21 protein-coding genes are annotated in these 24,692 nt (G+C 71.8%); 13 read left to right on the forward strand and 8 right to left on the reverse strand.

Features of this window, described 5'->3' with window-relative positions; all coding sequences use genetic code 11:
• Window positions 1-194 precede the first annotated feature (194 nt).
• On the forward strand, window positions 195-2,915 hold the full coding sequence (locus ACFWYW_RS05245; protein ID WP_379613853.1) for a PEP/pyruvate-binding domain-containing protein: 2,721 nt from the start codon (window positions 195-197) through the stop codon (window positions 2,913-2,915).
• Window positions 2,916-3,019: 104 nt separating this feature from the next.
• Here ACFWYW_RS05245 and ACFWYW_RS05250 read toward each other — a convergent pair whose 3' ends face one another.
• From ACFWYW_RS05250 to ACFWYW_RS05260, 3 genes are read right to left on the reverse strand one after another with little or no spacing between them, the layout of a single operon-like run.
• Window positions 3,020-3,853: a sugar phosphate isomerase/epimerase family protein gene (locus tag ACFWYW_RS05250; protein ID WP_379613851.1), complete on the reverse strand. Its 834-nt coding sequence runs from the start codon at window positions 3,851-3,853 to the stop codon at window positions 3,020-3,022.
• Window positions 3,850-5,016, reverse strand: coding sequence for a dihydrodipicolinate synthase family protein (locus tag ACFWYW_RS05255; RefSeq protein ID WP_379613849.1), 1,167 nt, complete (start codon window positions 5,014-5,016; stop codon window positions 3,850-3,852). The genes ACFWYW_RS05250 and ACFWYW_RS05255 overlap by 4 nt, the downstream gene beginning before the upstream one ends.
• Window positions 5,013-6,146: a Gfo/Idh/MocA family protein gene (locus ACFWYW_RS05260; protein WP_379613847.1), complete on the reverse strand. Its 1,134-nt coding sequence runs from the start codon at window positions 6,144-6,146 to the stop codon at window positions 5,013-5,015. The genes ACFWYW_RS05255 and ACFWYW_RS05260 overlap by 4 nt, the downstream gene beginning before the upstream one ends.
• 91 nt (window positions 6,147-6,237) lie before the next feature.
• Here ACFWYW_RS05260 and ACFWYW_RS05265 point away from each other — a divergent pair, with 91 nt between their 5' ends.
• Both ACFWYW_RS05265 and ACFWYW_RS05270 read left to right on the forward strand, forming a co-directional pair.
• Window positions 6,238-6,594 carry a PadR family transcriptional regulator gene (locus tag ACFWYW_RS05265; RefSeq protein ID WP_379613845.1) on the forward strand — a complete coding sequence of 119 codons (357 nt, stop codon included), beginning with the start codon at window positions 6,238-6,240 and terminating at the stop codon, window positions 6,592-6,594.
• 61 nt (window positions 6,595-6,655) lie between these two features.
• The gene (locus tag ACFWYW_RS05270) at window positions 6,656-7,471 is read left to right on the forward strand and encodes an alpha/beta hydrolase (RefSeq protein ID WP_379613843.1); all 816 of its coding nucleotides are present in this window, start codon (window positions 6,656-6,658) and stop codon (window positions 7,469-7,471) included.
• A 191-nt stretch (window positions 7,472-7,662) separates the two neighbouring features.
• Here ACFWYW_RS05270 and ACFWYW_RS05275 read toward each other — a convergent pair whose 3' ends face one another.
• Window positions 7,663-8,889: an HRDC domain-containing protein gene (locus tag ACFWYW_RS05275; RefSeq protein ID WP_379613841.1), complete on the reverse strand. Its 1,227-nt coding sequence runs from the start codon at window positions 8,887-8,889 to the stop codon at window positions 7,663-7,665.
• Window positions 8,886-9,479, reverse strand: a complete 594-nt coding sequence (locus ACFWYW_RS05280; RefSeq protein WP_184971719.1) for a DUF3000 domain-containing protein — start codon at window positions 9,477-9,479, stop codon at window positions 8,886-8,888. The genes ACFWYW_RS05275 and ACFWYW_RS05280 overlap by 4 nt, the downstream gene beginning before the upstream one ends.
• A gap of 481 nt (window positions 9,480-9,960) precedes the next feature.
• On the opposite strand from ACFWYW_RS05280, the gene hemE reads away from it, so the two are divergent.
• Together hemE and ACFWYW_RS05290 are read left to right on the forward strand one after the other, a co-directional pair.
• On the forward strand, window positions 9,961-10,974 hold the full coding sequence (gene hemE, locus ACFWYW_RS05285; RefSeq protein ID WP_379613939.1) for a uroporphyrinogen decarboxylase: 1,014 nt from the start codon (window positions 9,961-9,963) through the stop codon (window positions 10,972-10,974).
• Between the two features lie 71 nt (window positions 10,975-11,045).
• The gene (locus tag ACFWYW_RS05290; protein ID WP_379613838.1) at window positions 11,046-12,836 is read left to right on the forward strand and encodes a BTAD domain-containing putative transcriptional regulator; all 1,791 of its coding nucleotides are present in this window, start codon (window positions 11,046-11,048) and stop codon (window positions 12,834-12,836) included.
• Between the two features lies 1 nt (window position 12,837).
• Here ACFWYW_RS05290 and ACFWYW_RS05295 read toward each other — a convergent pair whose 3' ends face one another.
• Window positions 12,838-13,752, reverse strand: coding sequence for a DUF4349 domain-containing protein (locus ACFWYW_RS05295; protein WP_379613834.1), 915 nt, complete (start codon window positions 13,750-13,752; stop codon window positions 12,838-12,840).
• A 99-nt stretch (window positions 13,753-13,851) separates the two neighbouring features.
• On the opposite strand from ACFWYW_RS05295, the gene hemG reads away from it, so the two are divergent.
• The 4 genes from hemG (at window position 13,852) to ACFWYW_RS05315 (ending at window position 16,712) form a co-directional block, all read left to right on the forward strand.
• Window positions 13,852-15,249 carry a protoporphyrinogen oxidase gene (hemG, locus tag ACFWYW_RS05300; protein WP_379613832.1) on the forward strand — a complete coding sequence of 466 codons (1,398 nt, stop codon included), beginning with the start codon at window positions 13,852-13,854 and terminating at the stop codon, window positions 15,247-15,249.
• Window positions 15,242-15,943, forward strand: coding sequence for a hydrogen peroxide-dependent heme synthase (gene hemQ / locus ACFWYW_RS05305; protein ID WP_379613830.1), 702 nt, complete (start codon window positions 15,242-15,244; stop codon window positions 15,941-15,943). Before hemG ends, hemQ begins: the two co-directional genes overlap by 8 nt.
• Window positions 15,944-16,047: 104 nt before the next feature.
• Window positions 16,048-16,266, forward strand: coding sequence for a hypothetical protein (locus ACFWYW_RS05310; protein WP_379613828.1), 219 nt, complete (start codon window positions 16,048-16,050; stop codon window positions 16,264-16,266).
• Window positions 16,263-16,712, forward strand: coding sequence for a hypothetical protein (locus tag ACFWYW_RS05315; RefSeq protein ID WP_379640915.1), 450 nt, complete (start codon window positions 16,263-16,265; stop codon window positions 16,710-16,712). Before ACFWYW_RS05310 ends, ACFWYW_RS05315 begins: the two co-directional genes overlap by 4 nt.
• A 184-nt stretch (window positions 16,713-16,896) precedes the next feature.
• Here ACFWYW_RS05315 and msrB read toward each other — a convergent pair whose 3' ends face one another.
• Window positions 16,897-17,298: a peptide-methionine (R)-S-oxide reductase MsrB gene (msrB, locus tag ACFWYW_RS05320; RefSeq protein ID WP_379613824.1), complete on the reverse strand. Its 402-nt coding sequence runs from the start codon at window positions 17,296-17,298 to the stop codon at window positions 16,897-16,899.
• A gap of 571 nt (window positions 17,299-17,869) precedes the next feature.
• Here msrB and ligD point away from each other — a divergent pair.
• From ligD to ACFWYW_RS05335, 3 genes are all read left to right on the forward strand, one after another.
• Entirely contained in the window at window positions 17,870-18,880 is a 1,011-nt protein-coding gene (ligD, locus tag ACFWYW_RS05325; RefSeq protein ID WP_379613822.1) for a non-homologous end-joining DNA ligase, read from the forward strand.
• A 64-nt stretch (window positions 18,881-18,944) separates the two neighbouring features.
• Window positions 18,945-19,556: a glyoxalase gene (locus ACFWYW_RS05330; RefSeq protein ID WP_379613820.1), complete on the forward strand. Its 612-nt coding sequence runs from the start codon at window positions 18,945-18,947 to the stop codon at window positions 19,554-19,556.
• 533 nt (window positions 19,557-20,089) lie between these two features.
• Window positions 20,090-20,356, forward strand: coding sequence for a hypothetical protein (locus tag ACFWYW_RS05335; RefSeq protein WP_379613818.1), 267 nt, complete (start codon window positions 20,090-20,092; stop codon window positions 20,354-20,356).
• A 5-nt stretch (window positions 20,357-20,361) separates the two neighbouring features.
• Here ACFWYW_RS05335 and ACFWYW_RS05340 read toward each other — a convergent pair whose 3' ends face one another.
• Entirely contained in the window at window positions 20,362-22,491 is a 2,130-nt protein-coding gene (locus tag ACFWYW_RS05340; RefSeq protein ID WP_379613816.1) for an alpha-L-fucosidase, read from the reverse strand.
• 130 nt (window positions 22,492-22,621) lie between these two features.
• Here ACFWYW_RS05340 and ACFWYW_RS05345 point away from each other — a divergent pair, with 130 nt between their 5' ends.
• Window positions 22,622-24,682, forward strand: a complete 2,061-nt coding sequence (locus tag ACFWYW_RS05345; protein WP_379613814.1) for an acyl-CoA dehydrogenase — start codon at window positions 22,622-22,624, stop codon at window positions 24,680-24,682.
• The last annotated feature ends 10 nt before the right edge of the window (window positions 24,683-24,692 follow it).

Consider the following 24,692-nt stretch of genomic DNA (forward strand, 5'->3'; position numbering starts at 1 on the left):
AGACGTCCTGCCGCGAACTCGTGCTGCGCAAGGAGGGTGAGCCCACGGGGAGGCGCCTGGCACGTGAGGGCACGTTCAAAGGCCGCCTGACGGGAGGAGCGGCCGCCTTCTGCCAAAGTTTTTCATCACTTGTTGAATTCTCGCCGCCCACGCGCCACACTGTGAACGAAGGGTGTCTCTCAGGAGGACGGCGCATGAAAACCGCACTGGAGTTTTCCGAGATCCACGCCGGCATGCTCGCCGAAGTAGGCGGTAAGGCCGCCAACCTGGGCGAGCTGACCAGGGCGGGCCTACCGGTACCCCCGGGCTGGGTACTGACCACGGACGCCTACCACCAGGCAGCGGAAACCGCGGGACTCCAGGAGATCATCGCCCAAGGCGGCGACCTGGCGACGAAGGCGCGGCAACGTCTCCTGGAAACCACCATCCCCGACGAGGTGGCCGAGGAAGTCAGGAAGGCCTACGCGGGTCTGGGGGAGTCGGCCCCGGTGGCGGTGCGGTCGTCGGCCACGGCAGAGGATCTGCCGTTCGCGAGCTTCGCCGGCCAGCAGGACACGTTCCTCAACGTGGTGGGGCCGGAGGACGTGCTGCGGGCGGTGCGGAAGTGCTGGGCCTCTCTCTGGACGGACCGGGCGGTCGCCTACCGCGAGGCGAACGGGATCGACCACGCGGCGGTCCGCATCGCCGTGGTGGTCCAGACGATGGTGGACGCGCAGGTGGCGGGTGTGATGTTCACCGCGAACCCGGTCACCGGCCGCAGGCGGGAAGCGGTGATCGACGCCAGTCCCGGCCTGGGTGAGGCGGTGGTGTCGGGGGCGGTGAATCCCGACCGGTTCGTGGTCGACGTGGCCACGGCCGAGATCCGCGAACGCCACGCCGGTGACAAGAAGATCGCCATCAGGTCGTTGCCCGGCGGCGGCACCGAACGCGTCGAGACCGACGTCGACGGCTTCTGCCTCACGGACGCGCAGGTGCGGGCGCTGGCCGAGCTCGGGGCCCGGGTTGAGGGACACTACGGCGCGCCGCAGGACACCGAGTGGGCGATCGACGCCGGCGGGCGGCTCTGGCTGACGCAGGCGCGGCCGATCACCACGCTCTACCCCCTGCCCAAGACCCTGCCCGAGACCCCGCCCGAGGCCTCGTCCAAGACCCTGCCCGAGGCCCCGCCTGAGACCGGACAGGACGGGCTGCGCCTGTTCTTCTCGATCAACGTGGCGCAGGGGGTGATGGGGCCGTTCACGCCGATGGGAAGCGCGGGCATCAAGCTGATGAGCGCGGGCGCGGCCAGGATCGCGGGGTACCCGCCGGCCGACCCCCATCAGGGCGCCGGCCCGGTGGTCGAGGCGGGGCAGCGGCTCTGGATCGACCTGACCAAGGCGGCACGCAGCCGCGTCGGCCGCGCCGTACTGCCGAGAATGCTCTCTGTCGCGGAGGCGCGTACGGCGGTGCTGTTCAAGGCGCTCATGGACGACCCGAGGCTGTCGATGATCTACCCGTCGCGGCGGCCGTTCCTGCGTGCGGCGCGGCGGATCGCGCGGGCGGCGGGCGCGCCGCGGCGGATGCGGTGGGCGCTCACCCGGCCGGAACGCGCGCTGACCTACTCGCGGCGCGTCGGCGACGAGCTCACGCGGCGCCTGGAACTCCCGGAGAACGTTTCCCCGCAGGCACGGATCGACCACGCCGAACGCCTGCTCGGCGCGACCTTCCCGATGATCTTCTCGATCATGCCGATCGTCCTCGTGGGGTACGGGATGTTCGGGCTGGCGTCGAAGCTCTCGGGCGTGTCGATCTCCGACATGCAGGACGTCCTGCGGAGTATGCCTCACAATCCGACCACCGAGATGGACATGGAGCTGTGGCGGCTGGCCACGCGCATCGAACCGTTCGGTGACCGGTCGGTCGAGGAGGTCACCCGCCTCTACCAGGCGGGACAACTGCCCCGTGTGACCCAGGAGGCCATCTCCGGCTTCCTCGCCTCCTACGGCCATCGCGGCGTCGCCGAGATCGACCTCGGTGTCAAACGCTGGTCGGACGATCCGTCCCACATCATCGGCGTCCTGGCCAACTACCTGCGCATGGACGACCGCCTCGCGCCCGACGCCCTGTTCGAGCGCGGCGCCGCGGAAGCGCAGGCCGCCGTCGAGCGCGTCGCGGCCGCCGCCGCGCGCAAGGGCCGCTGGCGCGCCGCGATCGTCCGCCGCGCACTGGACCGCACCCGCCGTCTCGGCGGGCTGCGCGAGCTGCCCAAGTACTACGCGGTGCTGATCCTGGCAGGGGTACGGCGGAGCATGCGCGTCGTCGGCGAGCACCTGGTGGCGCAGGGCGTCCTCGGCACCCCCGACGACATCTACTTCCTCACCTTCCAGGAGGCCAGAACCGCCCTCCAGCCCGCGAAGAGCAAGGACGACCTTCGCGGACTGGTGGCCGAGCGCAGGGCGGCCCACGAGCAGGAGGCGCGGCGCAGGCACGTCCCCCGCCTGCTGCTGTCGGACGGCACCGAACCGGAAGCACTGTCGATCGCCGCCGCCGAGGGCGCCATCACCGGCACCCCGGCCTCGGCGGGCATCGCGACCGGCCCGGCCCGCGTGGTCATGGACCCGGTCGGCGCGCACCTGGAGCCGGGCGAGATCCTGGTCTGCCCGTCCACGGACCCGGGCTGGACGCCGTTGTTCCTGACGGCGGGCGGCCTGGTGATGGAGATGGGCGGCGCCATGTCACACGGCGCGGTCGTGGCCAGGGAGTACGGCATCCCCGCGGTGGTCGGCGTCACCCGTGCCACCGAGCGCGTCACGACCGGTGAGACCGTCACGGTGGACGGCGCCGCCGGAACCATCACCCAAGAAGCCGCGGACTCGATCACCCAAGACGAGGCGGGCACGATCGCTCAAGAGCACGCGGACACGATCACCACCTAGGAAGCCGCGGGCACGATCACTCAAGAACACGCGGACACGATCACCCAGGAGCACGACCAAAACCAGGGCCAAGCAAAGGACCAAGCGCCAGCCCAAACCCCCGCCTACCCGACCACCTCGGCATAACGCCGCTTCATCGAAGCCACCACCTCGTCCGGATCGGCGGCCCAGATGTCGGCGTTGAAGATCTCCACCTCGATGTCACCGGTGTACCCGGCGGCGAGCACGGCACGGGTGATCGGCGGAAAGTCGATCACCCCGTCGCCCATCATCCCCCGCCCCAGCAGCACGTCGGCAGGCAGCGGATGCAGATAGTCGCACACCTGGTAGGACGCGATCCGCGCACCCGCCCGCGCGATCTGCTCGAACACCTGCGGATCCCACCACACGTGGAAGGTGTCCACCACCACCCCGACCTGCTCGACGGGGTACGGCATGGCCAGATCCAACGCCTGCCCGAGCGTGGACACGACAGCCCGATCCGGGCAGTAGATCGGATGCAGGGGCTCCAACGCCAGCCGTACGTTCCGCTCCCCGGCATAGGGCGCCAGCTCGGCCAGCGCCTCGGCCACCCGCTCCCGCGCCCCGGCCAGATCCCGCGAGACCCCCGCCCCGTCTCCTAGAGGACGCCCGGGCGTCACTCCCGGCAGCCCGCCCACGACCAGGACAAGACAGGCGGCCCCCAGCTCGGCGGCCTCGTCGACGGCCCGCCGGTTGTCGTCCAGGGAGGCGGCAGCGGTCATGAAGCCGCCCCGGCACAGGGACGACACCCGCAGCCCCGCCGCGCGCACCAGCTTGGCGCTCGCGGCCAGGCCCTGCTCGGCCACCTCCTCCCGCCACAACCCGACGGCCTCGAGCCCGTGCCGCACGCAGCCGTCCACGGCCTGGGCGACGGTCCAGCTCTTGGTGGTGCGCTGGTTGAGCGACAACGGGTTCACAGGCCGTTCACCGCCAGCAGCGCCGTCATCCGGCGGACCGCGAGCTCCTGGTCCGACAGCAGCCCGGCCTGGTCGGCCAGCCGGAACACCTCGGCCAGGTGGGTGATCGACCGGGCCGACTGCGCCCCGTTGACCATGCTGAACGCCTCCTGATGGCCGTTGAGCCAGGCGAGGAAGACGATGCCGGTCTTGTAGTGGAACGTCGGCGTCTCGAAGATCTTGCGGGACAACGCCACCGTCGGCCCGAAGATCTCATCGTAAAGGGCGAGGTTTCGGGTGCGGAACTGCTCGTCGGGAGCCGACTCCGCGGCGGTCAGCGCCCGCAGGGCGGCCGCCGCCGCTGGGGCGATCGCGTCGAAGATGCCGAGGAGGGCGTGGCTGCCCGACTTGATGAGCGACGGGTAGTTGAAGTCGTCGCCGGTGTAGAGCCGGACGCCCCGGGGGAGGGCGGCGCGCAGCCGTACCTCGTGATCTTCGTCGAGGAGGGAGACCTTCACGCCGTCGACCATCGCGGCGTTGGCGTGGATCAGTTCCAGGAACGACCCGGTGGCCGCCTCGACGTCGCGCGAGCCCCAGTAGCCGGCCAGCTGGGGGTCGAACATCTCGCCCAGCCAGTGCAGGATCACCGGCCGGTCGGCGAGGCCGAACAGCTTGCCGTAGACGCGGTGGTAGTCGTCCGGGCCGGTGGCGGTCCTGGCGAGCTGGCGCGAGGCCATGATGATCACGCCGGCGCCGGTGGCCTGGACGGTGTCGATCTGCTCGGCGTAGGCGTCGGTGATCGCCTGGACGGTGTCCGCCTCTGGCGCGTGGTCGGTCCCGGCGCCGCAGGCGACCAGCTCGGCCGGGTCGCCGTAGTCGCGTGCCTCGGCGGCGCTGCGGGTGATCAGTTCGCGCGTCGCCGCCCAGTCCAGGCCCATGTTGCGCTGGGCGGTGTCCATGGCGTCGGCGACGCGCAGGCCGTACGACCAGAGGTGGCGGCGGAAGCGCAGGGTGGCGGACCAGTCGACCGCGGCGGGCGCGCCGGGCGTGTTGTCCCCGAGCGGGTCGGCCACCACGTGCGCGGCCGCGTAGACCACCCGCGCGCCGGTGGGTCCGGCGCCGCGCTCGGGCCAGGTGACGGGGTCGCGCAGTGTGTACGCGCCGCCGGGCAGCCGGATTCTCACAGGCCCGCCACCTCGATCCTGCGGCCCTCGGCCGACGAGCGCAGCCCCAGCTCGGCCAGTTGCACGCCGCGGGCGCCCGCGGCGAAGTCGTAGGGGAACGGGGCGTCCTCCAGCACGTGGCGCAGGAACAGCTCCCACTGGATCTTGAACCCGTTGTCGAACTCCGCGTTGTCCGGCACCTCCTGCCAGTCGTCGCGGAAGCGGGCGGTGACCGGGAGGTCCGGGTTCCAGACGGGCTTGGGTGTTCCGGCGCGGTGCTGGATCCGGCAGTTGCGCAGCCCGGCGACGGCGCTGCCGTGCGTGCCGTCCACCTGGAACTCGACCAGTTCGTCCCGGTTCACCCGCACGGCCCAGGAGGAGTTGATCTGCGCGACGACGCCGCCCTCCAGCTCGAAGATCCCGTACGCGGCGTCGTCGGCCGTCGCGTCATAGGTCACCCCCTGCTCGTCGACCCTGGCCGGGATGTGGGTGACGGCCTTGGCGTAGACGGACTGGACGCGGCCGAACAGGTTCTCCAGCACGTAGTGCCAGTGCGGGAACATGTCGAGGATGATGCCGCCGCCGTCCTCGGCCCGGTAGTTCCAGGAAGGGCGTTGCGCCTCCTGCCAGTCGCCCTCGAACACCCAGTAGCCGAACTCCCCGCGTACCGACAGGATCCGCCCGAAGAAGCCGCCGTCGATCAGCCGCTTGAGCTTGAGCAGGCCCGGGAGGAAGAGCTTGTCCTGGACGACGCCGTTCTTGACGCCGCGGGCGGCGGCGGCCTCGGCGAGCGCGACGGCCTCCTCGACGGACTCCGCGGTGGGCTTCTCCGCGTAGATGTGCTTTCCGGCCTCGATGGCCTTGAGCACCGACTTGACCCTGGCCTGGGTGACCTGGGCGTCGAAGTAGATCTCGGCGCGCTCCAGCGCGGCGTCGAGGTCGGTGGTGTAGTCGGTGAGCCCGTGCCTGGCGGCGATCTCGGCCAGCTTGGCCTCGCTGCGGCCGACGAGGATGGGATCGAGCCTGACCCGGGTGCCGTCGGAGAGGGCCAGCCCGCCCTGCTCGTTGATGGCCAGGACGGATCGGACCAGATGCTGCCGGTAGCCCATCCTGCCGGTGACGCCGTTCATCACCACGCCGATTCTGCGCATCGAGACCCCTTCTTCGGAAAGCGCTTTCCAGGACCGTACGGCGGGCGCGGGTGCCGTTGCAATACTGTGTGCCACACAATAACGTGCGGCCATGCCCGACGAAGCGCCGCTCGCCACCCACCTCCAGGAGCTCCGGCGGGGCACCGCCGTCCTGGCCTGCCTGCTCGCGCTGGAGCGGCCCAACTACGGTTACGCCCTGCTCGACGAGCTCGCGAGCAGCGGCTTCGCGGTCGAGGCCAACACGCTCTACCCGCTGCTGCGGCGGCTGGAGAGGCAGGGGCTCCTGGTCAGCGAGTGGAGTACGGAGGAGTCGAGGCCGCGCCGGTTCTACCGGACGAGCGAGGCCGGAGCGGCGCTCGCCGAGGTCCTCGGCCGTGACTGGGAGCGGCTCGACGCCGCGCTGGCGACCCTGAGAGGGGCTCCGGGCAAGCACGTACCCAGGAGGTAGGGGACGGGTGGTACCTGAGGTTGACGCGAGCTAGCCGCGCCGTCGCATACGGTCGTGAACCATGCGTCGATTCCTGTTGGGTGCCGTGCTCGCCCTCACCGTCGCGGGTGCCGCCTCCCAGCCGGGCACGCAGCCGCTCGACCTGCCCGCGATCACCGCGCCCGCCCTGGCAGAACGCTACGCCGCCAACGCGCGGGACGGGTCGGGACGGCAGTTCCTGGCCCTCGACCGGACCGGCGACGGGCGGGCCGTCGAGGTGGTGGGCGACCTGGCCGCCGCCGACTCGGTGATCATCTTCGTGCCGGGCACCGGATACGGCCTGGCCCAGTTCAACGACAGCACGGCCGCGCCGGGCGGCGCCGCCCGCGCCCTGCACGCCCGCGCCCGGACCCTGGCCCCCGGCACGAAGGTCGCGGTCATCGGCTGGCTCGGCTACGACGCGCCCGAGATGACCGACCCGGGCGTCATCACCACGCTGCCCGCCGCGAAGGGCGCCAAGGCCCTGCGGACCCTGGTGACCGCCCTGCTGCCCAAGCGGATCTCCCTGGTCTGCCACAGTTACGGCACGGTCGTCTGCGGCGAGGCCGCGCCCGCCCTGCCCGTCACCGACATCATCGCCCTGGGCAGCCCCGGCATGGGCGTCGCCGGCGCCGCCGACCTTCGCACGCCGGCCCGCGTGTGGACGGCAATGTCCAGCCGCGACGACGTCTTCTGCCCGGGAGTACGGCTCGGCCCCATCGGATTCGGCGCCGACCCCAACCTCGCGGCCTTCGGCGCCCGGATCATCGACGGCGGCGACGGCCGCCACACCGACTACCTCCGCCCCGGCCCCACCCTCGACCGGATCACCAGAATCGCGCTGACCGGCCGAGCCTGACGGCCCCTCGCCGCGAACCAACCCGGAGCCAACAACAATCCAACGCGAGCTGCCTAGCGTTGCCCGACGACTGGCCGGAGGAATCTCAGGAGGCACCGATCGCCATGATCGACGGGGACGGCACGACGGAACGTCCGGACATGCACTGGACCGAGGGATAGAAGCGCGGCGCCGCCTCCGCAGAGGCGGCGTCAGACCTCGCCCTTGGTCTCCAGCCGGTCCAGGGCCTTGGTGAGCGGATGCGCCGTGAGGCCGATCTGCCACTCGCGGGCCCCCAGCGAACGCAGCCGCTCGGCCACCGTCGCGTCGTCGAGCACCGCGGGCGGCTCCCACGTCAGGCGCCGGACCGCGTCGGGCTGCAGGAGGTTCTCGGTGGGCATCCGGTGCTCATCGGCCAGCGCCGCCACGACCGCGCGCGCCGCGGCCAGGCGCTTGGCGGCGGCCGGGTCACGGTCGGCCCAGCGGTTGGCCGGCGGCGGGCCGTCACCGGGCGAGCTCGGCGCGGGCAACTGGCCGTCGGGCAGCGCCCGCGCGCGGCTGACCGCCGACAGCCAGTCGGACATGTAGCGCCGCGCGCTGCGGCCGGTGAACGCGGAGATCTCGGTGAGCGCCTTCTTGGTGCGCGGCACCTCCAGCGCGGCGGTCACGATCGCGGCGTCGGGCAGGACGCGGCCGGGGGCCAGGTCCTTCTCCCTGGCGATCGTGTCGCGCATCGTCCACAGCTCGCGCACGATGGCCAGCGCCCGGACGTTGCGGACCTTGTGGATGCCGGAGGTACGCCGCCAGGGGTCGGACCGCGGCGACGGTGGCGGCGTGGCCAGCACGGCCGCGAACTCCTCCTGGGCCCAGCCCAGCTTGCCGCTCTCCTCCAGCTGCGCGTGGAGCGCGTCACGCAGCTCCACCAGCACCTCGACGTCGAGCGCCGCGTAACGCAGCCAGTCCTCGGGCAGCGGCCTGGTCGACCAGTCGGCCGCCGAATGGCCTTTCTCCAGTCGCAGGCCGAGGACGGTCTCGACCATGGTGCCCAGGCCCACCCGCTCGTACCCGAGCAGTCGCCCGGCCAGCTCGGTGTCGAACATCCGGAGCGGCCGGAAGCCGATCTCGGCGAGACACGGAAGGTCCTGCGAGGCGGCGTGCAGGACGACCTCGGCATCGGACACGGCCGCGTCGAGCGCGCTCAGGTCGGGGCAGCCCATGGGGTCGATGAGCGCGCTTCCCGCGCCGATGCGGCGCAGCTGGACGAGATAGGCGCGGTTGCCGTAGCGGTAGCCGGAGGCCCGCTCGGCGTCGACCGCGACGGGCCCGCTGCCGGCGGCGAACGCCTCGATCGTGCGGGCCAGCCCCGCGGCGTCGGCGACCACCTGCGGGATGCCCTCGCGCGGCTCTAGCAGCGGGACGACGGTCTGTTCTTCTGTCACTGCCGAAAGGACTCCGGATCTTCACGATGGCGCGGCAGCGTGGCCACGTCGGGCGGGAGGGGTGGGATCCCCGCCGCCAGGCACATGAGGTCGCACCAGGCGGCGACGTGACCCGAGAGGTCCTCCTCCGTCGGGGACCAGGACGCCCTCAGTTCCAGCTCGGTGGTGACCGGGTCTTCCGCTTTGTTGCCGAACCCCTCGGACACGGCCCTTGTCACAGTACCGCCAGCGGCGGAGTAAGCGGCGTGGTGGGACTCCAACGCCTCGGTCAGCCAGCTCCACGCGACCGGGCCGAGCAGCGGATCGGAGGTGATCTCCGGCTCCATGTCGGCCCGCACGTAGGCGACGAGGCGGAAGGGGCCGTCCCAGCCGCGCTGGCCGTCGGGGTCGAACAGCAGGATCAGCCGCCCCACCGCCAGCTCGTCGTCGTCGCGGTAGACGGACGCGCCGATGGCGGCCGAGTAGGGCGCCAGCCGCTGGGGGGCGGGCAGGTCCTCGAGTTCGATCTCGGGCCGCACGTCGATCGGCCGCAGGCTCTCCGCGGCGCGCAGGAACGCCGGGGGAGGCGGCGGCCGGTCACCGACGGTCATAGTCGAAGCGTAGGTCGCTGACGGACGGAAGGGGACCACGGGGGTGCTCATACGATGTGCTCAAGCCGCGGCCGTCACCAGCGTCCGGGTCCGCGCGGGCACTTGTGGCGCCCCGAGGAACACGGCCAGCCCGCAGTCCGTGCACGCCCAGTCGGGGCACGTGTCAGGCTCGTGCCCGTCAACGCAGAGCGGCTGCTCGAACAGCCGCTCGCCGGCGCAGTCGGGGCAATGTTCACTGCGGAGGGAGCTCCACAACGCGGTCATCGCACGGGGCCTTTCTTGTGATCGTGGGTCTGACGGTGACACGGCTCGCTGACAATTCCCCGCAACGCGCTCGGCGTGTCCCGAAAGTGGTTGCCGAATCGATGCCGCGCGGCGGCTTGGCGAACTCTTGATCCAGAATTTCCCGCCTTGCTCCGGTGCACGGACCACGCGAGTGCCGTGGCAGGCTTGGAGCGTGAATCTCGACGACTCCGCCTTCCTGCGCGCCTGCCGCCGCCAGCCCGTCCCGCACACCCCCGTGTGGTACATGCGGCAAGCCGGCCGTTCGCTGCCCGAATACCTGAAGGTGCGCGAGGGCACGGCGATGCTGGCCGCGTGCGCCGACCCCGACCTGATCGTCGAGATCACCCTGCAGCCGATCCGCCGCTACGGCGTCGACGCCGCCATCTTCTTCAGCGACATCGTCGTGCCGCTCAAGGCCATCGGCGTCGACCTCGACATCAAGCCGGGCGTCGGCCCCGTCATCGCCGACCCGATCCGCGACGCCAAGGGCCTGGGGGCCCTGCGCCCCCTGGAGCCCGGCGACGTCCCCTACGTCACCGAGGCGATCGGCTCGCTGGTGGGCGAGCTCGGGTCCACGCCGCTCATCGGCTTCGCGGGCGCGCCGTTCACGCTGGCGTCGTACCTGATCGAGGGCGGCCCCTCCAAGAACCACGACCGCACCAAAGCCATGATGTACGGCGAGCCGGACCTCTGGCACGCGCTCATGGACCGCCTGACCGGCATCGTCCTGGAACACCTGCGCATCCAGGTCAGGGCCGGGGCCTCGGCCATCCAGCTGTTCGACTCCTGGGTGGGCGCCATCGCGCCCGCCGACTACCGCGAGTTCATCGCGCCCCACACCAGCCGCATCTTCGCCGGGGTGCCGGAGGTCCCGCGCATCCACTTCGGCGTCGGCACCGGCGAACTGCTCGGTGTGCTCGGCGAGGTGGGTCCCGACGTCGTGGGCGTCGACTGGCGGGTACCGCTGGACGAGGCCGCCCGCCGTGTCGGCCCAGGCAAGGCGCTGCAGGGCAACCTCGATCCGGCCATCCTGCTGGCCCCGTGGGAGGTCGTCGAGGAGCGCGCGCTCGACATCCTGCGCAGGGGCCGCGCGGCGGAGGGCCACGTCTTCAACCTCGGCCACGGTGTCCTGCCCAGCACCGATCCGGACCAGCTCAAGAGGTTGACAGATCTGGTCCATTCCTTTGACCCCGATACCTCCCGGCTATGACCCCCTGACATACTTCGGGCGACTTAGTATGGTCGGGGACGTCGGGTGCGAGGCAACCGGGGGGAACCGGCGTGGAGTTCGGCGTTCTGGGGGAATTGACGATCGTCCGTGACGGCGGCGCGGTCGCGCTGACCTCGGCCAAGCAACGCAACATCCTGGCCGTGCTGCTGAGCAGGGCCAACCGGGCCACCACCGACGGCAGGCTCGCGGAGGCGGTGTGGGGGCAGGCGCCGCCGTCCCCGGCCACGGTCCGCTGGCACGTCCACCACGTACGGCAGGCGATCGGCGACGACCGCGTCGCCCGGCGCGGCGAGGCCTACACACTGCTCCTCGACCCGGCTGAGCTCGACGCCGTCCGCTTCGAGCGCCTGCTCACGCGGGCCCGCGCGGAAGGTTCCCCCGAGACGGCGGCCGCCACGTACGGCGAGGCGCTCGCCCTGTGGCGCGGCGAGGCCTACGCCGGCCTGCACGCGGTGAGCTGCGAGGCGGCCCGCCTGGAGGAGCTGCGCCTGGCGGCGGCGGAGGAGCGGGCGGAGAAGCTGCTCGCCCTCGACCGTCCCGCGGAGGCCGCCGCCGAGCTGGCGCCGCTGGTGGCCGCCCAGCCCCTGCGCGAACGCCTGCGCGCCGCCCACCTGCTCGCCCTGCACCGCTCCGGCCGCCGGGCCGAGGCCCTGAGCTCCTACCGCGAGGGCCGCTCGCGCCTGGTGGCCGAGCTGGGCGTCGAACCCGGCCGCCACCTGCGCGCCGCCCATGCCCAGGCCCTGGACGGCGACCAGCCGCCACCGCACCCCGCCCAGCTTCCGCAGGACGTCGCCGCCTTCACCGGCCGCCGCCTGGAACTCGCCGCCCTCGACCGATCGCTCGAGACGGGCGCGACAGCCGTCATCACCGGCCCGGCCGGCATCGGCAAGACCGGCCTGGCCCTGCGCTGGGCGCACTCGCGCGCGGCCCGCTTCCCCGACGGCCAGCTCGCCGCCGACCTGCGCGCCAGGACCGGCCCGCTGCCGCCCGCCGAGGTACTGGCCAGGTTCCTGCGCGCGCTCGGCGTCACCCGCGTCCCCGACGGCCTCGACGAGCGCGCCGCCCTCTACCGCACGCTGCTGCGCCGCCGCCGCGTGCTGCTGGTCCTGGACGACGCCGCCTGCGCCGCCCAGGTACGCCCGCTGCTGCCCGGCGCGCCCGGCTGCCGGGTGCTGGTGACCGGGCGCGGCCGGTTCGAGGGCCTGGTGGGGGAGGGCGCCTCGTCCACGCGACTCGACGTGCTGCCCCGCGACCAGGCGGTCGACCTCCTGCGCCGCCTCGTCCCCTCGCCTCCGGCGCGCGGGGACGAGGGCCTCGCGCGGCTCGCCGAGCTGTGCGACGGGCTGCCGCTGGCGCTGCGCATCGCCGCCGCCCGGCTCGCCACCCGCCCCGGCTGGACCGCCGGGCTCCTGGCCGGACGGATGCGCGCCGAGCACAGCCGCCTCGACGAGCTGCGCGCCGGCGACCTGGACGTCCGCGCCGCCATCGCGTCCGGCTACGACGCCGTCGGCGAGCGCGAGCGCCTGCTCTTCTGCCTGCTCGGCCTGCTGCCCGCGGCCGTCGAGTGCACCCCGTGGCTGGCCACCGTCATGCTCGGCGCGGGCATCGAGGAGGCCGGCGGGCTGCTGGACCGCCTCGCCGACGAGCAGCTCCTGCGCCACGAGCGCGCCGACGAGCAGGGCTGGGAGCGCTACCGGATGTACCACCTGGTCCGGCTGTTCGCGGCCGAGCGGGCCGCCGCCGAGGTGCCCGCCCGCCTGCGCGAACAGGCCGTGGCCCGCGCCATGGCCTCCCCGATGGGCCGCCGCCGGACCATCTCCTCCAAGCTCTGCGTGGTGTGAGCTATGCGGCGGGCGTCTCCTCCGGCGCCGCCGGGGTGGCCGGTCCGCCGGTACGGCGGCGCCGTACCAGAAAGATCATGAGCAGCGCCACGGGCGCGACGATCAGCAACCAGGGCAGCGCCACGCCCACGACGGTCACCACGACCTTGAGGAAGTCCACGAGCGCCCGCCACCCCGCGGCGAGGCCGCCCAGGAAACCGGGCGGGTCGTCGTCGGGCGGCAGCACCTCGGCGGCCGGGCCCACGAGCCGCAGTGTCACCGTGGCCATGCCGACCTGCGCGGCCAGCTCCTTCTGCCGGGCCTGGAGAGACTCCAGCTCGGCCTCGCGGTTCTGGATCTCACGCTCGACCTGGAGCACCTGGCCGATGGTCTTGGCCTTGCCCAGCAGCGAGCGGAGCGAGGCGAGCGCGCCCTCGGCCGACTTCAGCCGGCTGTTGACGTCGGCGACCTCCATGGTCACGTCCTGGGTGCCCTGGGTCATGGACAGCCGCTTGCCGAGGTCGCGGCCGAGGACGGTCAGGACCTCCTGGTAGCGGGCGGGCGGGACCTTGAACTCGAGGACCGCGCTGGCCTCCTGCTGTTCGGCGGCGCTGGACTCCTCCTTCGACAGGTGTCCGCCGGCGCCGGTGACGAGCGTCTTGGCCCGGTCGGCGGCGGCCGTGACGTCCTTGGCCCGCACGGTCAGGGTGGCGACGTAGATGATCTGACGTTCCTCGGCGGTCACCTTCACGTCCGAGGTGATCGTCTTGCCGGCCGCTTCGTCCTTCGCCGAGTAGTCGGCATCATCCGCGCGGGCCGGTCCGGCCGCCGCGCTCTCGGGCCGGGAGGCCTCGCCGCTCTGGGCGACACCGCCGCTGCCGCCGCAGCCGGACAGCAACACGACGGCCAGTGCCGCCGCCAACGCCATTGTCTTCATGACCATAAGGACGGGTCGCGCCCGGCGCCGGTTCTCACGGGGGCGTCTCGATAGGGTCACGCGTCCGACCGGCGCCGGCAGGCGGTAGCGTCAGGAGGCGTGGAAGGGAACCGGGCGCACGTCGTCATCGTCGGAGGCGGGATCTCAGGGCTGGCCGCGGCGTGGCACCTGCGGCACAACGGCGGCGAACGCGTCAAGGTGACCGTGCTCGAAGGCAGCCCGCGCATCGGGGGCAAGCTGCACGCCTCCGAGGTGGCGGGGGTCCGGGTGGACGAGGGCGCCGAGGCGATGCTGGCCAGGCGGCCCGAGGGCAAGGACCTGGCCAAGGCCGTGGGGCTCGGCGACGACCTGGTCAGCCCCGGCACCACCTCGGCCGCCATCTACTCGCGCGGCGCGCTGCGGACGATGCCCAAGGGCCAGGTCATGGGCGTGCCCGCCGATCTCACCGAGCTGGCCAGGTCGGGCATCATCTCGCCGGCCGGGCTCCTGCGGGTCCCGCTCGACCAGGTGCTCCCGGCCACGCTCGTGCGTACGGACGTCTCCGTCGCCGCCTACATCCGGGCCCGCATGGGCGCCGAGGTCCTCGACCGGCTGGTGGAGCCGCTGCTCGGCGGCGTCTACGCCGGGCGCTCCGACCGGCTCTCCCTGGAAGCCACGATGCCGGGCATCGCGATCGCCGCCCGCACGGAGCGTTCCCTGCTCGGCGCGACCCGCGAGATCGTCGGAGACACGCCCAAGGCGGCGGGACCGGTCTTCAACTCGCTGCGCGGCGGGCTGGGCAGCCTGCCCGAGGCGGTGGCCAAGGCCTGCGGCGCCGACATCAGGACCGGGGTGACGGTCAGGGAGCTGCGCCGTACCGAGTCGGGATGGCGGCTGGTGACCGGGCCGGTGCCGCGGCCCGAGGTGATCGAGGCGGACGCGGTGATCCTCGCCGTCCCCGCCGCGCCCGCCGCGCGGCTGCTGCGCGAGGAGGTCCCGAAGGCCGCCGCCGAGCTGGCCAGGATCGAGTACGCCAGCATGGCCATCGTCACCCTCGCCTACACCCCCGACGCCTTTCCCGAGCTGCCGACCGGCAGCGGCTATCTGGTGCCCCCGGTCGAGGGGCGGCCGGTCAAGGCGGCCACGTTCAGCTCCGTCAAGTGGCCGCACCTGTCCGACGACCTGCTCATCGTGCGCTGCTCGGTGGGCCGGATCGGCGAGGAGCACCTTCTGCAGCGCGCCGACTCCGAACTGGTCTCCCTGGCCACGGCGGAGATGGCGGAGGTGATGGGGGTACGCGGGCTGCCCGTGGACACCCGCGTCACCCGGTGGGGCGGCGCGCTGCCGCAGTACAACGTGGGCCACCTGGATCGGGTGGCCAGGGTTCGCGCGGCGGTGGCCGTGCAGCCGGGGCTCGCCGTCTGCGGCGCGGCCTACGACGGGCTCGGGATCCCCGCGTGCGTCGCCACGGCTCGCACGGCGGCCGCCCGGATACTGGGAGAATTGACACATGACTGAGGGTGCGCAGAGGCCGAAGGCCCGCGATCTTAACCAGGTGATCCGCTACACCATGTGGTCGGTGTTCAAGGTCACCGAGCCGTGCCCCGGCAACCGCGAGGGGCTGGCCGACGAGGTCACCGAACTGCTGGAGCAGGAGGCGCGCAAGGGCGTCGTCACCCGCGGCCTCTACGACGTGGCCGGGTTCAGGGCGGACGCCGACTACATGTTCTGGTGGCACGCGGCCTCGCCGGAGGACCTGCAGGACGTGTACTCGCGCTTCCGCCGCACCGGCCTCGGCCGGGGCAGCGAGCCGGTGTGGTCGGCGATGGCGCTGCACCGGCCGGCGGAGTTCAACAAGTCGCACATCCCGGCCTTCCTGGCCGAGGAGGAGCCCCGGGGCTACGTGTGCGTCTATCCGTTCGTGCGCTCGCTGGAGTGGTACCTCCTGGACGACGCCGAGCGGCGGACGATGCTGGCCGAGCACGGGCTGATGGCCCGCGACTACCCGGACGTGCGGGCCAACACGGTGGCCTGCTTCGCGCTGAACGACTACGAGTGGATGCTGGCCTTCGAGGCCGACGAGCTGCACCGGATCGTCGACCTGATGCGGCACCTGCGGGGCGCGAAGGCCCGCGAGCACACCCGGATCGAGATCCCCTTCTACACCGGCGTCCGCAAGCCGGTCGGGGAACTGGTCAACGCGCTGCCGTAGGCGGTGTTTTCTGACTGGCCGGGCAAAACCTCCGTCTCCCATACCTGATCTCCTGGTTCTTGTCACAATCGGGAAGGAAATCCCTTGGGAGCGGGGGTGTACGGGTGGCACGTTCCAGAACTCCCGGAAGACACGGACGGCGCCGGGCGAAGCCGCGGCGGCGGTGGCGGGCGGGCGCCGGTGGGGTGGTGCTGGTGCTCGGGAGCCTGGCTGGGTGGTTCGCCCTGGAGCGCCCGGACGCGGGCGGAGGAGGGGCGCTGCCGTGGGCCACGCCCGCCGCGGCCGGTGCCGGAAAGCCGGTCGTGCCGGAAAGCCGGTCGTGACGGACATGCCGGTCGTGACGGACATGCCGGTCGTGACGGACATGCCGGTCGTGACGGACGCGCCGGTCGCGACCGGCGCGGCGAGCCAGGCGAGTGTGGCGGAGCCCTCCGCGATCAAGGCCGAGGGACAGCACACCGACAAGAAGGCCGCCGAGCACTTCCGGACCCGCTGGGGATCCGGCGACCCGGCCGTCAAACACCTCAAGGACATCCGCACCGTCGGCGGATATCTGCGCATCTACACCGACCTGCCGGAAGAGGCGGACAACTCGAAGAAGGCCCTCACCCTGTGCGAACGCGGCCTCGACTACCTCCGCGAGCAGGGCGTCACCGACCCCGTGGTCTTCGTCCAGGCGGAGTTCGGGGAGAACGGCAACCCGATCCTCGCCAACATCCTCGGCCCCGCCGACACGACCTGCCGTGTCACCCACCCCGACACCGACTGAACCCGTGGGGTGCTGCCCTGGGGGCTCAGCGGATACGGACGCGGGTTTTGAGGCAAACCTCGCACCGCTGCGTGATGACGCGGCCGATCGCCTCAATCGTCACCCAGCGATGACGAAAATGGACAAGGCTCACATAGATTTCCCTACCCGCGCCGGGCGGTCGGTACGCGCTGTCGCCAGCTGATCACTCGGTGGGTTCGAGTTTGAGCGAGACGGAGTTGATGCAGTATCGGTCGTCGGTGGGCGTGGCGTAGCCCTCGCCGTGGAAGACGTGCCCGAGGTGGGAGTCGCAGCGCGCGCAGCGCACCTCGGTGCGGACCATGCTGTGGCTGTGGTCCTCGATCAGGGTGACGGCGTCCGACTCCGACGGCTCGAAGAAGCTCGGCCACCCGCAGTGCGATTCGAACTTGGCCTGCGACCGGAACAGCTCCGCCCCGCACGCGCGGCAGGAGTAGACACCCTCGGTCTTGGTGTCGACGTACTCGCCGGTGAAGGGCCGCTCGGTGCCGGCCTCGCGCAGCACGTGGAACTCCTCGGGCGAGAGCTTCACTCGCCACTCGGCCTCGCTCTTGACCACCTTGTCCATGAGTCCAGCGTACGAGATCCGGCAAAAAGAGATCTCCGCAGGGGGAAGCATCCTTTCTGGGGCGAATCTGCGTCTTTATCAGTATGGGGGGCGTCATCGCCTCCTGTACTGGGGTGAGATCACCCGTCTGGTCGTCCGAGCGGCACAGCCCACGCCCGTGCTGGCGTCGCCGACGACCGTAAGGCCGGCCGGGCGACGCGCCAGCGCCCGGAACGGTGTCGAGTGATCTTCTGTCCGTCCGTCGAGCCCCCGGTCCCGCCACCGGCCGGGCTCCGGACGGCGCCCCTATCTCTTTTCCTGATGCTTCTCTTTTGTCGCCTTTCTCGCGGCGAGCTGTCGTCGCGGCGCTTTGCCGCCGCGATCTGTTGTCACTGCGAGTTTCCGTTACGGCTGTCGCCACCCACCCGCCACCCGCCGCCGTGCGCGGGCGCCGATCGTGGGGATCGCCTCTCACGTCGGACACCTACCGCGCCGCCACGGCCCTTCCTTGACCACCCGACCGGGAACCCGCCGCCGGTGCCTGGAGCCTGGTGTCGGTTTCTTGACGGGGGTGGCGAGTATGGTCGTGGGCATGGCATCGCCGTACATAGAGCTTGAAGTCGGAGAGCGGATCGTCAAGGTCACCAACCCCGACAAGGTGTACTTCCCTGACATTGGGCTCACCAAGCGGGAGCTGGTGGAGTACTACATCAGCGTGGGCGAAGGCGCCCTGCGGGCCATGAAGGATCGCCCCACCAACCTCAAGCGCCATCCCGACGGCATCCAGACCGAGGCCATCTACCAGAAGCGCATGCCGCCCAAGCATCCCGACTGGCTGCGGACGGCCACGGTCACGTTTCCGAGCGGGCGAAAGGCCGACTCGCTGCGGGTGACCGAGGTCGCCGCCATCGCCTACTGCGCCAACCTCGGCACCATCGACTTCCACCCCTGGCAGGTGCGGGCCCAGGACGTCGAACACCCCGACGAGCTCCGCATCGACCTCGACCCGCAGCCCGGTCTGCCCTTCGACGCCGTGCGGAAGGCCGCGTTCCTCACCCGGGAGGTGCTCGACGAACTGGGCATGACCGGGTTCGCGAAGACGTCCGGCAACCGCGGCGTCCACGTCGCCGTTCGTATCCAGCCGAACTGGGACTTCGTCGAGGTGCGGCACGCCGGGATCGCCCTGGCCAGAGCCGTGGCCGACCGCGCGCCCGACCTGGTCACCACCGCCTGGTGGAAGGAGGAGCGGGGCGATCGGGTGTTCATCGACTTCAACCAGAACGCCCGCGACCGTACCGTCGTCAGCGCCTACTCCGTCCGCGCCCGCCCGGAGGCGCTCGTCTCCGCCCCCGTCACCTGGGACGAACTGGCCGACGCGGAACCCGCCGACTTCGACCTGCGTACGATGCCCGCCCGCTTCGCCGACAAGGGCGACGTCCACGCCGCCATCGACGACGAGGCCTACCCTCTGGACCAGCTCCTGGAGTGGTACACCAAGGACGACCGCGGCGACATGCCCTACCCGCCCAACTACCCGAAGATGCCCGGCGAGCCGATGCGCGTCCAGCCCAGCAAGGCCAGAGCCAACAAGGACAAGGACTAGAGGCGCGGCACATCGAGCAGGATTCGAGAAGCGGGCCCATCCCGGCGCACCTAACGTGGGCGCCATGGCCCACCTGGAATTCGTCACCCTAGAGGTGCCCGACCCCGCGGACGCAGAGCGCTTCTACGCCGCCGCCTTCGGCCTGGACGAGCGGCTGCGCCTGCGAGCCTCGGACGCGCCCACGTCAGGCTTCCGCGGCTTCGCCATGTCGCTCGTCGTCGCCCAGCCCTCCACCGCCGACAGCCTCTACGGCACCGCCGTCGAGGCCGGTGCCACGCCCCTGAAGCCGGTCGCGAAGTCCCTGTGGGGCTACGGCGGCGTCTTGCAGGCCCCGGACGGCACGATCTGGACGATCGCGAGCGCGTCGAAGAAGGACACCGGCCCGGCGACACGGAAGATCGACGAGATGGTGCTGCAACTGGGCGTACAGGACGTGGCGGCGACCAAGCGGTTCTACGTCGAGCACGGATTCGAGGTGACGAAGAGCTACGGGAGCAAGTACGTCGAGTTCTCGCCGCCGTCCAGTCCTCTCGCGCTGTCGCTCTACAAGCGCAAGGCCCTGGCCAAGGTCGCCGGGGTTCCGCCCGAGGGGAGCGGGTCGCACCGGCTGCTCCTCGGCAGTGACGCCGAGCCCTTCACCGATCCGGACGGCTTCGCGTGGGAACCGTCAGCCTGAGCCGCATCCGAGAGGCCCCACCCGCGACGCGGAAGCCCCCGCTGTGTGAGCAATACACGAACGGTGGTGACGAACGCCTCTAGGCCGCGGATCGCCCCCGTCCTACCGTTCGGACATGGTCAAACGCTTCGCCACCATCCTGGGCGCGATGCTGCTGGCGACCTCCACGCTGGCAGTACCGGCTCAAGCGCTCCCGCCCCCCACCTTCACCTGCGAGAGCGGGGGTGTGCGCGAAGACGGCTTCGGCGCTCTTCGCGTGCATGGCTCGACCTGCGGGGTATCTGGACCGGGGCCGCCGACGCGGAGGTGGTCCTCAAGTCCGGCCCGGACGCGGGGAAGTACTTCTGCGAGTTCGTGTTCTTCTTCACGACGAGCAGCGGTGTGCTGGGGATGACTGCCACCGCCTCTGACGCCGCGAGCAATGAAGCGTTCACGTTTCACGCTGAGAAGCGTCACCGGGGCGTGATCGGAAGCTGGCACGCTTGGCCGACGATCAGGAGCGGGGGGACGTAGAGGTGCGCCAGCGTACGACGGTGACCATCCTGGCGGTGCTGGTGCTGGCGTTCTCGGGGCTGGTCGGTGCGGATACCTGGCAGGCGATCGCGTGTGCCGTCAAGCCGTCCGGCCCACCCGTGATCGTCGCGGACCGTGAGGAAATCTCGAGGTTCTGGGCCAAGGAGAAACCCGACGGGCCGGTGGCGACCAGCCGCCTCATCGTCAAGCAATTCCCGGGCGAGCCCGACCCGCCCCCTCTGATCGGACTGGAGCGTGGCGGGCCGCCAGGCTGTCCCGAGAAGTAGAGGCGCTAGCGGCCGGGGGCCGTTCTGTAGAGGGCGAAGTGGGTCAGGTACGGCTGGGCGCGGTGGGCGGTGATGCGGAGGCGGAACTCCTGGCCGGTTACCGGCTCGGCCAGGGTGAGGATGCGTTTGTAGCCGATCGTGCCCGCGGCGGCGATCTGGTGCCAGGTGCCGTCGGCCTGCCGTACCTCCACCACGGCTGACTCGACCTGCTGGCCGTGGCGGATGTCCTCCGCCAGGACGACCCTGTCGACCTCGTGTGCCCTGGGCAGCGTGATCTCCAGGGGGCCGGTGACCTTCCAGGAGGTGTCCTGGTCGCCGTCTACGGCCGGGTGGCCGGGTTTCGCGCCGGTGGCCAGGTTGAAGGGGAACTCGCGGTCCAGTCTGGCTCGCCACTCGCGCAGCCTTGCCACGTCGGGGGCGGGTAGCCTGCCCTCTTTGTCCGGGGGGATGTTGAGCAGCAGGACGGCGTTGCGGCCCACGGACGTGAGGTAGATGTCCATGAGCTGGCCGACCGTCTTGGGCTGCTGGTCGGGGTGGTAGAACCAGCCTGGGCGGATGCTGACGTCGACCTCGGCGGGCCACCACTGGAGGTGGGTGGCCGTGGCGGCCTTGGTGAGGGCGGTGCGGCTGCCGGTGTCGGGGCTGCCGGGGAGGACGGCGTAGTCGATGTGGGCCTCGCCGGTCAGGCGTACGGGGATCGGGCTCCACTCGTTCTCGCGGGCCAGGCCGCCCTCGTTGCCGACCCAGCGCACGTCCGGACCGGCCACGGCGATCGTGGCCTGGGGCGCCAGGTCGCGGATGAGGGCGTACCAGCTGTCGAAGTCGTATTTCTCGGTCTTGCCCGGTGGGATGCGGCCCAGCGAGCCGTCGAACCAGACCTCGTCCACCTGGCCGTATTCGGTGAGCACCTCATAGAGCTGGTTGAGCATGTACGCGCCGTAGTCGGTGGCCTCGTAGGTACGCGTTCCTGCCGGAGGGCGGGTGTCGCCTTCGACCGGGGTGGGGATGCGGCGGGGGGAGCGGGGGCTGCCGTTGGCGTAGACGCCGCGGGCGTAGGAGTTCTCGTCGGCCGGGGAGATGTACACGCCGACCTTCAGGCCGTGCTCGCGGGCGGAGCCGGTGAAGGCGCGCAGGACGTCGCCCCGGCCGTCGCGCCAGCTGCTCGCGGCGACGGTGTGGGTGGTGTAGCGGGAGGGGTAGAGGACGAAGCCGTCGTGGTGCTTGACGGTGAGGATGGCCAGCCCGAATCCGGCCGCCTTCAGCTCGCGGGCCCACTGGTCGGTGTCGAGGGCGGTCGGCTGGAACAGGTCCGGGTCCTCGTCGCCGTAGCCCCACTCCTGGCCGGTGAAGGTGTTGATGCCGAAGTGGAGGAAGGCGGTCTGTTCCAGGCGTTGCCAGTCGTACTGGCGCCGGGTGGGCCGGAGCATCGCGGCCTTGGCCACCAGCGAGGCCGGGTCCTCCGCCGCGCTCACCGGCAGCCGCCAGCCTGGCTCCAGGGCGTCCGTCGGGAGCGGGGCCCCGGGACTGGGGTCGTTCGGCGCCGAGGCCGGCGTGCTCAGGAGGGCGGGGGTGTAGGCGCCGGTGAACGGGGTGACCATGGCCCGGCTGACCAGTGCCTTCATGCCGTGGCCCAGGCCGATGGTGTCGGCGAGCTTCGGGGCCCTGCCCTCGGCCGAGGTGAGCGGGGGGAGCGGGGCGCCGTCCAGGTACGCCCACACGGTCGCGCCGGTCGGGGCCGGTTCGTAGGCGAGGGCCACGGTGTGTTCCCTGCCCGGCTCTGGGGCTGCCACCGTGGCCTTGACGTCGGCGAAGCCGTACTCCATCTCGGTGGCCGTGCGGTGACGGAACCAGATGCCGCCGCCGATGGACAGGATCGTGGCCGACGCGTTCTGGGCCGGGTCCGGGGTGTATGCGGCTTCCACGGCGATCGGGTGGTCCACGGTGGCCGCGCCGAGCGGTCGCGCCGGGTGGTAGGTCAGGCCTTCCGCGCCGCCCTTCAGGCGTACTCCGGCGCCGATCTCGTGTTCCTCGCCGCCGGTGCGCCTGGTCAGCCGCCCGGCGGCGACCTCGCCGGTGGCCGGGGTGTAGCCGGTCCTGGTCGTGAACGATCCGCCGAACCCGACGTTCAGCACCATGCTTGCCCCTTGCTTCCTCAGAGGTCGGATGACCGCCGAGATCGTATGCGTGTTTCTGCGTGGTTGGCCAGAGTTGCCAGCAGATTCATCCAACCTTGAACGTGACCGAACAAGGTTCTAGAGTCGGCCCATGAGCATCGGACTGACCGAGGAACATCGGGCGCTGGCCGAGTCCGTACGCGGGCTGGCCGGACGCGGGATCGACCGGGCGGCGCTGGCGCGGCAGGGCCTGTTCGGCGTCCACGTGCCGGAGTCGCGCGGCGGCCAGGGCTTCGGGCTGCCGGAGCTCTGCGTCGTGCTGGAGGAACTGGGCCGGGCCCGCGCCGGCGGCACGTTCCTGCCCACCGTCCTGGCCGCCGCCGTCCTCGGCGACGGCAACCCCCTGCTCGACGGTCTCGCCGACGGCACCCTCACCGCCACGGTCGTCCTCTCCGGTACGGCTACCGCCCTCGGCCCCGCCGGCGCCGATCTCTTCCTCGTGCCCGTGGACGGCGGCTGGGCACTGCTCGACCGATCGTCGGTCACCGCCGAGCCCCTGGAGGGCGTGGACCTGGACCGCCCGCTCTGCGCGGTGACTGTGACCGAGGTGCCCGAGGGGCGGGAGCTGGGGCCGGTGCCGGTCAGGGAGCTGGCGGCGGTGCTGATCGGGGCCGAGGCGTGCGGCCTGGCCGCCTGGGCCGTGGACACTGCCGCCTCCTACGCCAAGGTCCGCGAGCAGTTCGGCCGGCCGATCGGGCAGTTCCAGGGCGTCAAGCACCGGGTCGCCGCCGCGCTGGTCGCCCTGGAGCAGGCCCGCGCCGCCGTCTGGGACGCCGCCCGCGCCCTCGACACGGCAGGCCGTACAGATGCAACAACAAGTACAGAAGCGGCAGGCAGTACAGAAGCGGCAAGCAGCGCGGAGGCGGATCAGGCGGGGCTCGCGGTGGCGGTGGCGGCGGTGCTCGCGCCCGACGCGGCCGTGCGCTGCACCGCGGACGCCATCCAGGTGCTGGGCGGCATCGGCTACACCTTCGAGCACGACGCGCACCGCTACTACCGCCGCGCCCTGTCCGGCCGCATGCTGGCCGGCGACTCGGGCGAGTGGAGCGAGCGCGTGGCCCGCCTGGCCGCGGCGGGCACGCGGCGCGCCATGGAGCCCGACCTGCCCGAGGAGGCGGCGGCGCTGCGGGCGCAGATCCGGGCGCGGGCGCGGGAGCTGGCCGGAGAGGAGCCCCTCGCCCGGCTCGGCCGCTTCGCGCGGGAGGGCTGGATCATGCCCCATCTGCCCAAACCGTGGGGCCGGGCCGCCACCCCGCTGGAGCAGGTCGTCATCCACCAGGAGTTCCGCGAGCTGAAGCGGCCCAACCTGGGCATCGCGGCCTGGGCGGTGCCCTCCATCGTCGCCTACGGCACCCGCGAGCAGCAGGAACGTTTCCTGCCCGGGACGTTCACCGGCGAGATCGTGTGGTGCCAGCTGTTCAGCGAGCCCGGCGCCGGATCCGACCTCGCGGGACTGTCGACCAAGGCCACCCGGGTGGAGGGCGGCTGGTCGCTGAACGGACAGAAGATCTGGACGTCGCTGGCCCAGTACGCGCACTGGGGCATCTGCCTGGCCAGGACCTCCCCGGACAAGCACCGGGGCATCACGTACTTCCTGGTCGACATGGCCACGCCGGGCGTCACCGTCCGGCCGCTCAAGGAGATCAACGGCGAGGAGATCTTCAACGAGGTCTTCCTCGACGACGTCTTCGTCCCCGACGACCTGGTGGTCGGCGAGGTGGACCACGGCTGGAAGGTGGCCCGCGACACCCTCTCGCACGAGCGCGTCGCCCTCGGCGACTCCTGGGGGCCCGGCTCGCAGCACACCGACATGATGCGGCTGGTCACCGCCCGCGACGGCCTGCGCCCGTCGCAGTGGGAGCAGGCCGGCCGGTTGTGGGCGGAGGGCCAGGCGATCTCCGCCCTCGGCCTGCGGGTCACGCTGTCCCAGTTGTCGGGCGGCGGCGCCGGCACCGCGGCGAGCGTACGCAAGCTGCTCGGCATGCGACACGCGCAGGCGATCTCGGAGTTCTGCTGGTCGGTGGACCCGTCCAGTCGCTACTGGAACCGCATGATCCTCACCACCCGCGCCTTCACCATCGGCGGCGGAACCACGGAGGTGCAGCTCAACATCATCGCCGAGCGCGCGCTCGGGCTGCCCCGCGACCCTTAGAGTGATCGTC

This window comes from Nonomuraea sp. NPDC059023, assembly GCF_042740095.1.
Lineage (GTDB): Bacteria > Actinomycetota > Actinomycetes > Streptosporangiales > Streptosporangiaceae > Nonomuraea.

What these genes read in the sequence shown, in the direction of transcription:
- ACFWYW_RS05245 (WP_379613853.1), top strand. Translation starts at nt 195, where the DNA reads ATGAAAACCGCACTGGAGTTTTCCGAGATCCACGCCGGCATGCTCGCC.
- ACFWYW_RS05260 (WP_379613847.1), bottom strand. Translation starts at nt 6,146, where the DNA reads ATGCGCAGAATCGGCGTGGTGATGAACGGCGTCACCGGCAGGATGGGC.
- ACFWYW_RS05265 (WP_379613845.1), top strand. Translation starts at nt 6,238, where the DNA reads ATGCCCGACGAAGCGCCGCTCGCCACCCACCTCCAGGAGCTCCGGCGG.
- ACFWYW_RS05270 (WP_379613843.1), top strand. Translation starts at nt 6,656, where the DNA reads ATGCGTCGATTCCTGTTGGGTGCCGTGCTCGCCCTCACCGTCGCGGGT.
- ACFWYW_RS05280 (WP_184971719.1), bottom strand. Translation starts at nt 9,479, where the DNA reads ATGACCGTCGGTGACCGGCCGCCGCCTCCCCCGGCGTTCCTGCGCGCC.
- ACFWYW_RS05295 (WP_379613834.1), bottom strand. Translation starts at nt 13,752, where the DNA reads ATGAAGACAATGGCGTTGGCGGCGGCACTGGCCGTCGTGTTGCTGTCC.
- hemQ (WP_379613830.1), top strand. Translation starts at nt 15,242, where the DNA reads ATGACTGAGGGTGCGCAGAGGCCGAAGGCCCGCGATCTTAACCAGGTG.
- msrB (WP_379613824.1), bottom strand. Translation starts at nt 17,298, where the DNA reads ATGGACAAGGTGGTCAAGAGCGAGGCCGAGTGGCGAGTGAAGCTCTCG.
- ligD (WP_379613822.1), top strand. Translation starts at nt 17,870, where the DNA reads ATGGCATCGCCGTACATAGAGCTTGAAGTCGGAGAGCGGATCGTCAAG.
- ACFWYW_RS05330 (WP_379613820.1), top strand. Translation starts at nt 18,945, where the DNA reads ATGGCCCACCTGGAATTCGTCACCCTAGAGGTGCCCGACCCCGCGGAC.
- ACFWYW_RS05340 (WP_379613816.1), bottom strand. Translation starts at nt 22,491, where the DNA reads ATGGTGCTGAACGTCGGGTTCGGCGGATCGTTCACGACCAGGACCGGC.
- ACFWYW_RS05345 (WP_379613814.1), top strand. Translation starts at nt 22,622, where the DNA reads ATGAGCATCGGACTGACCGAGGAACATCGGGCGCTGGCCGAGTCCGTA.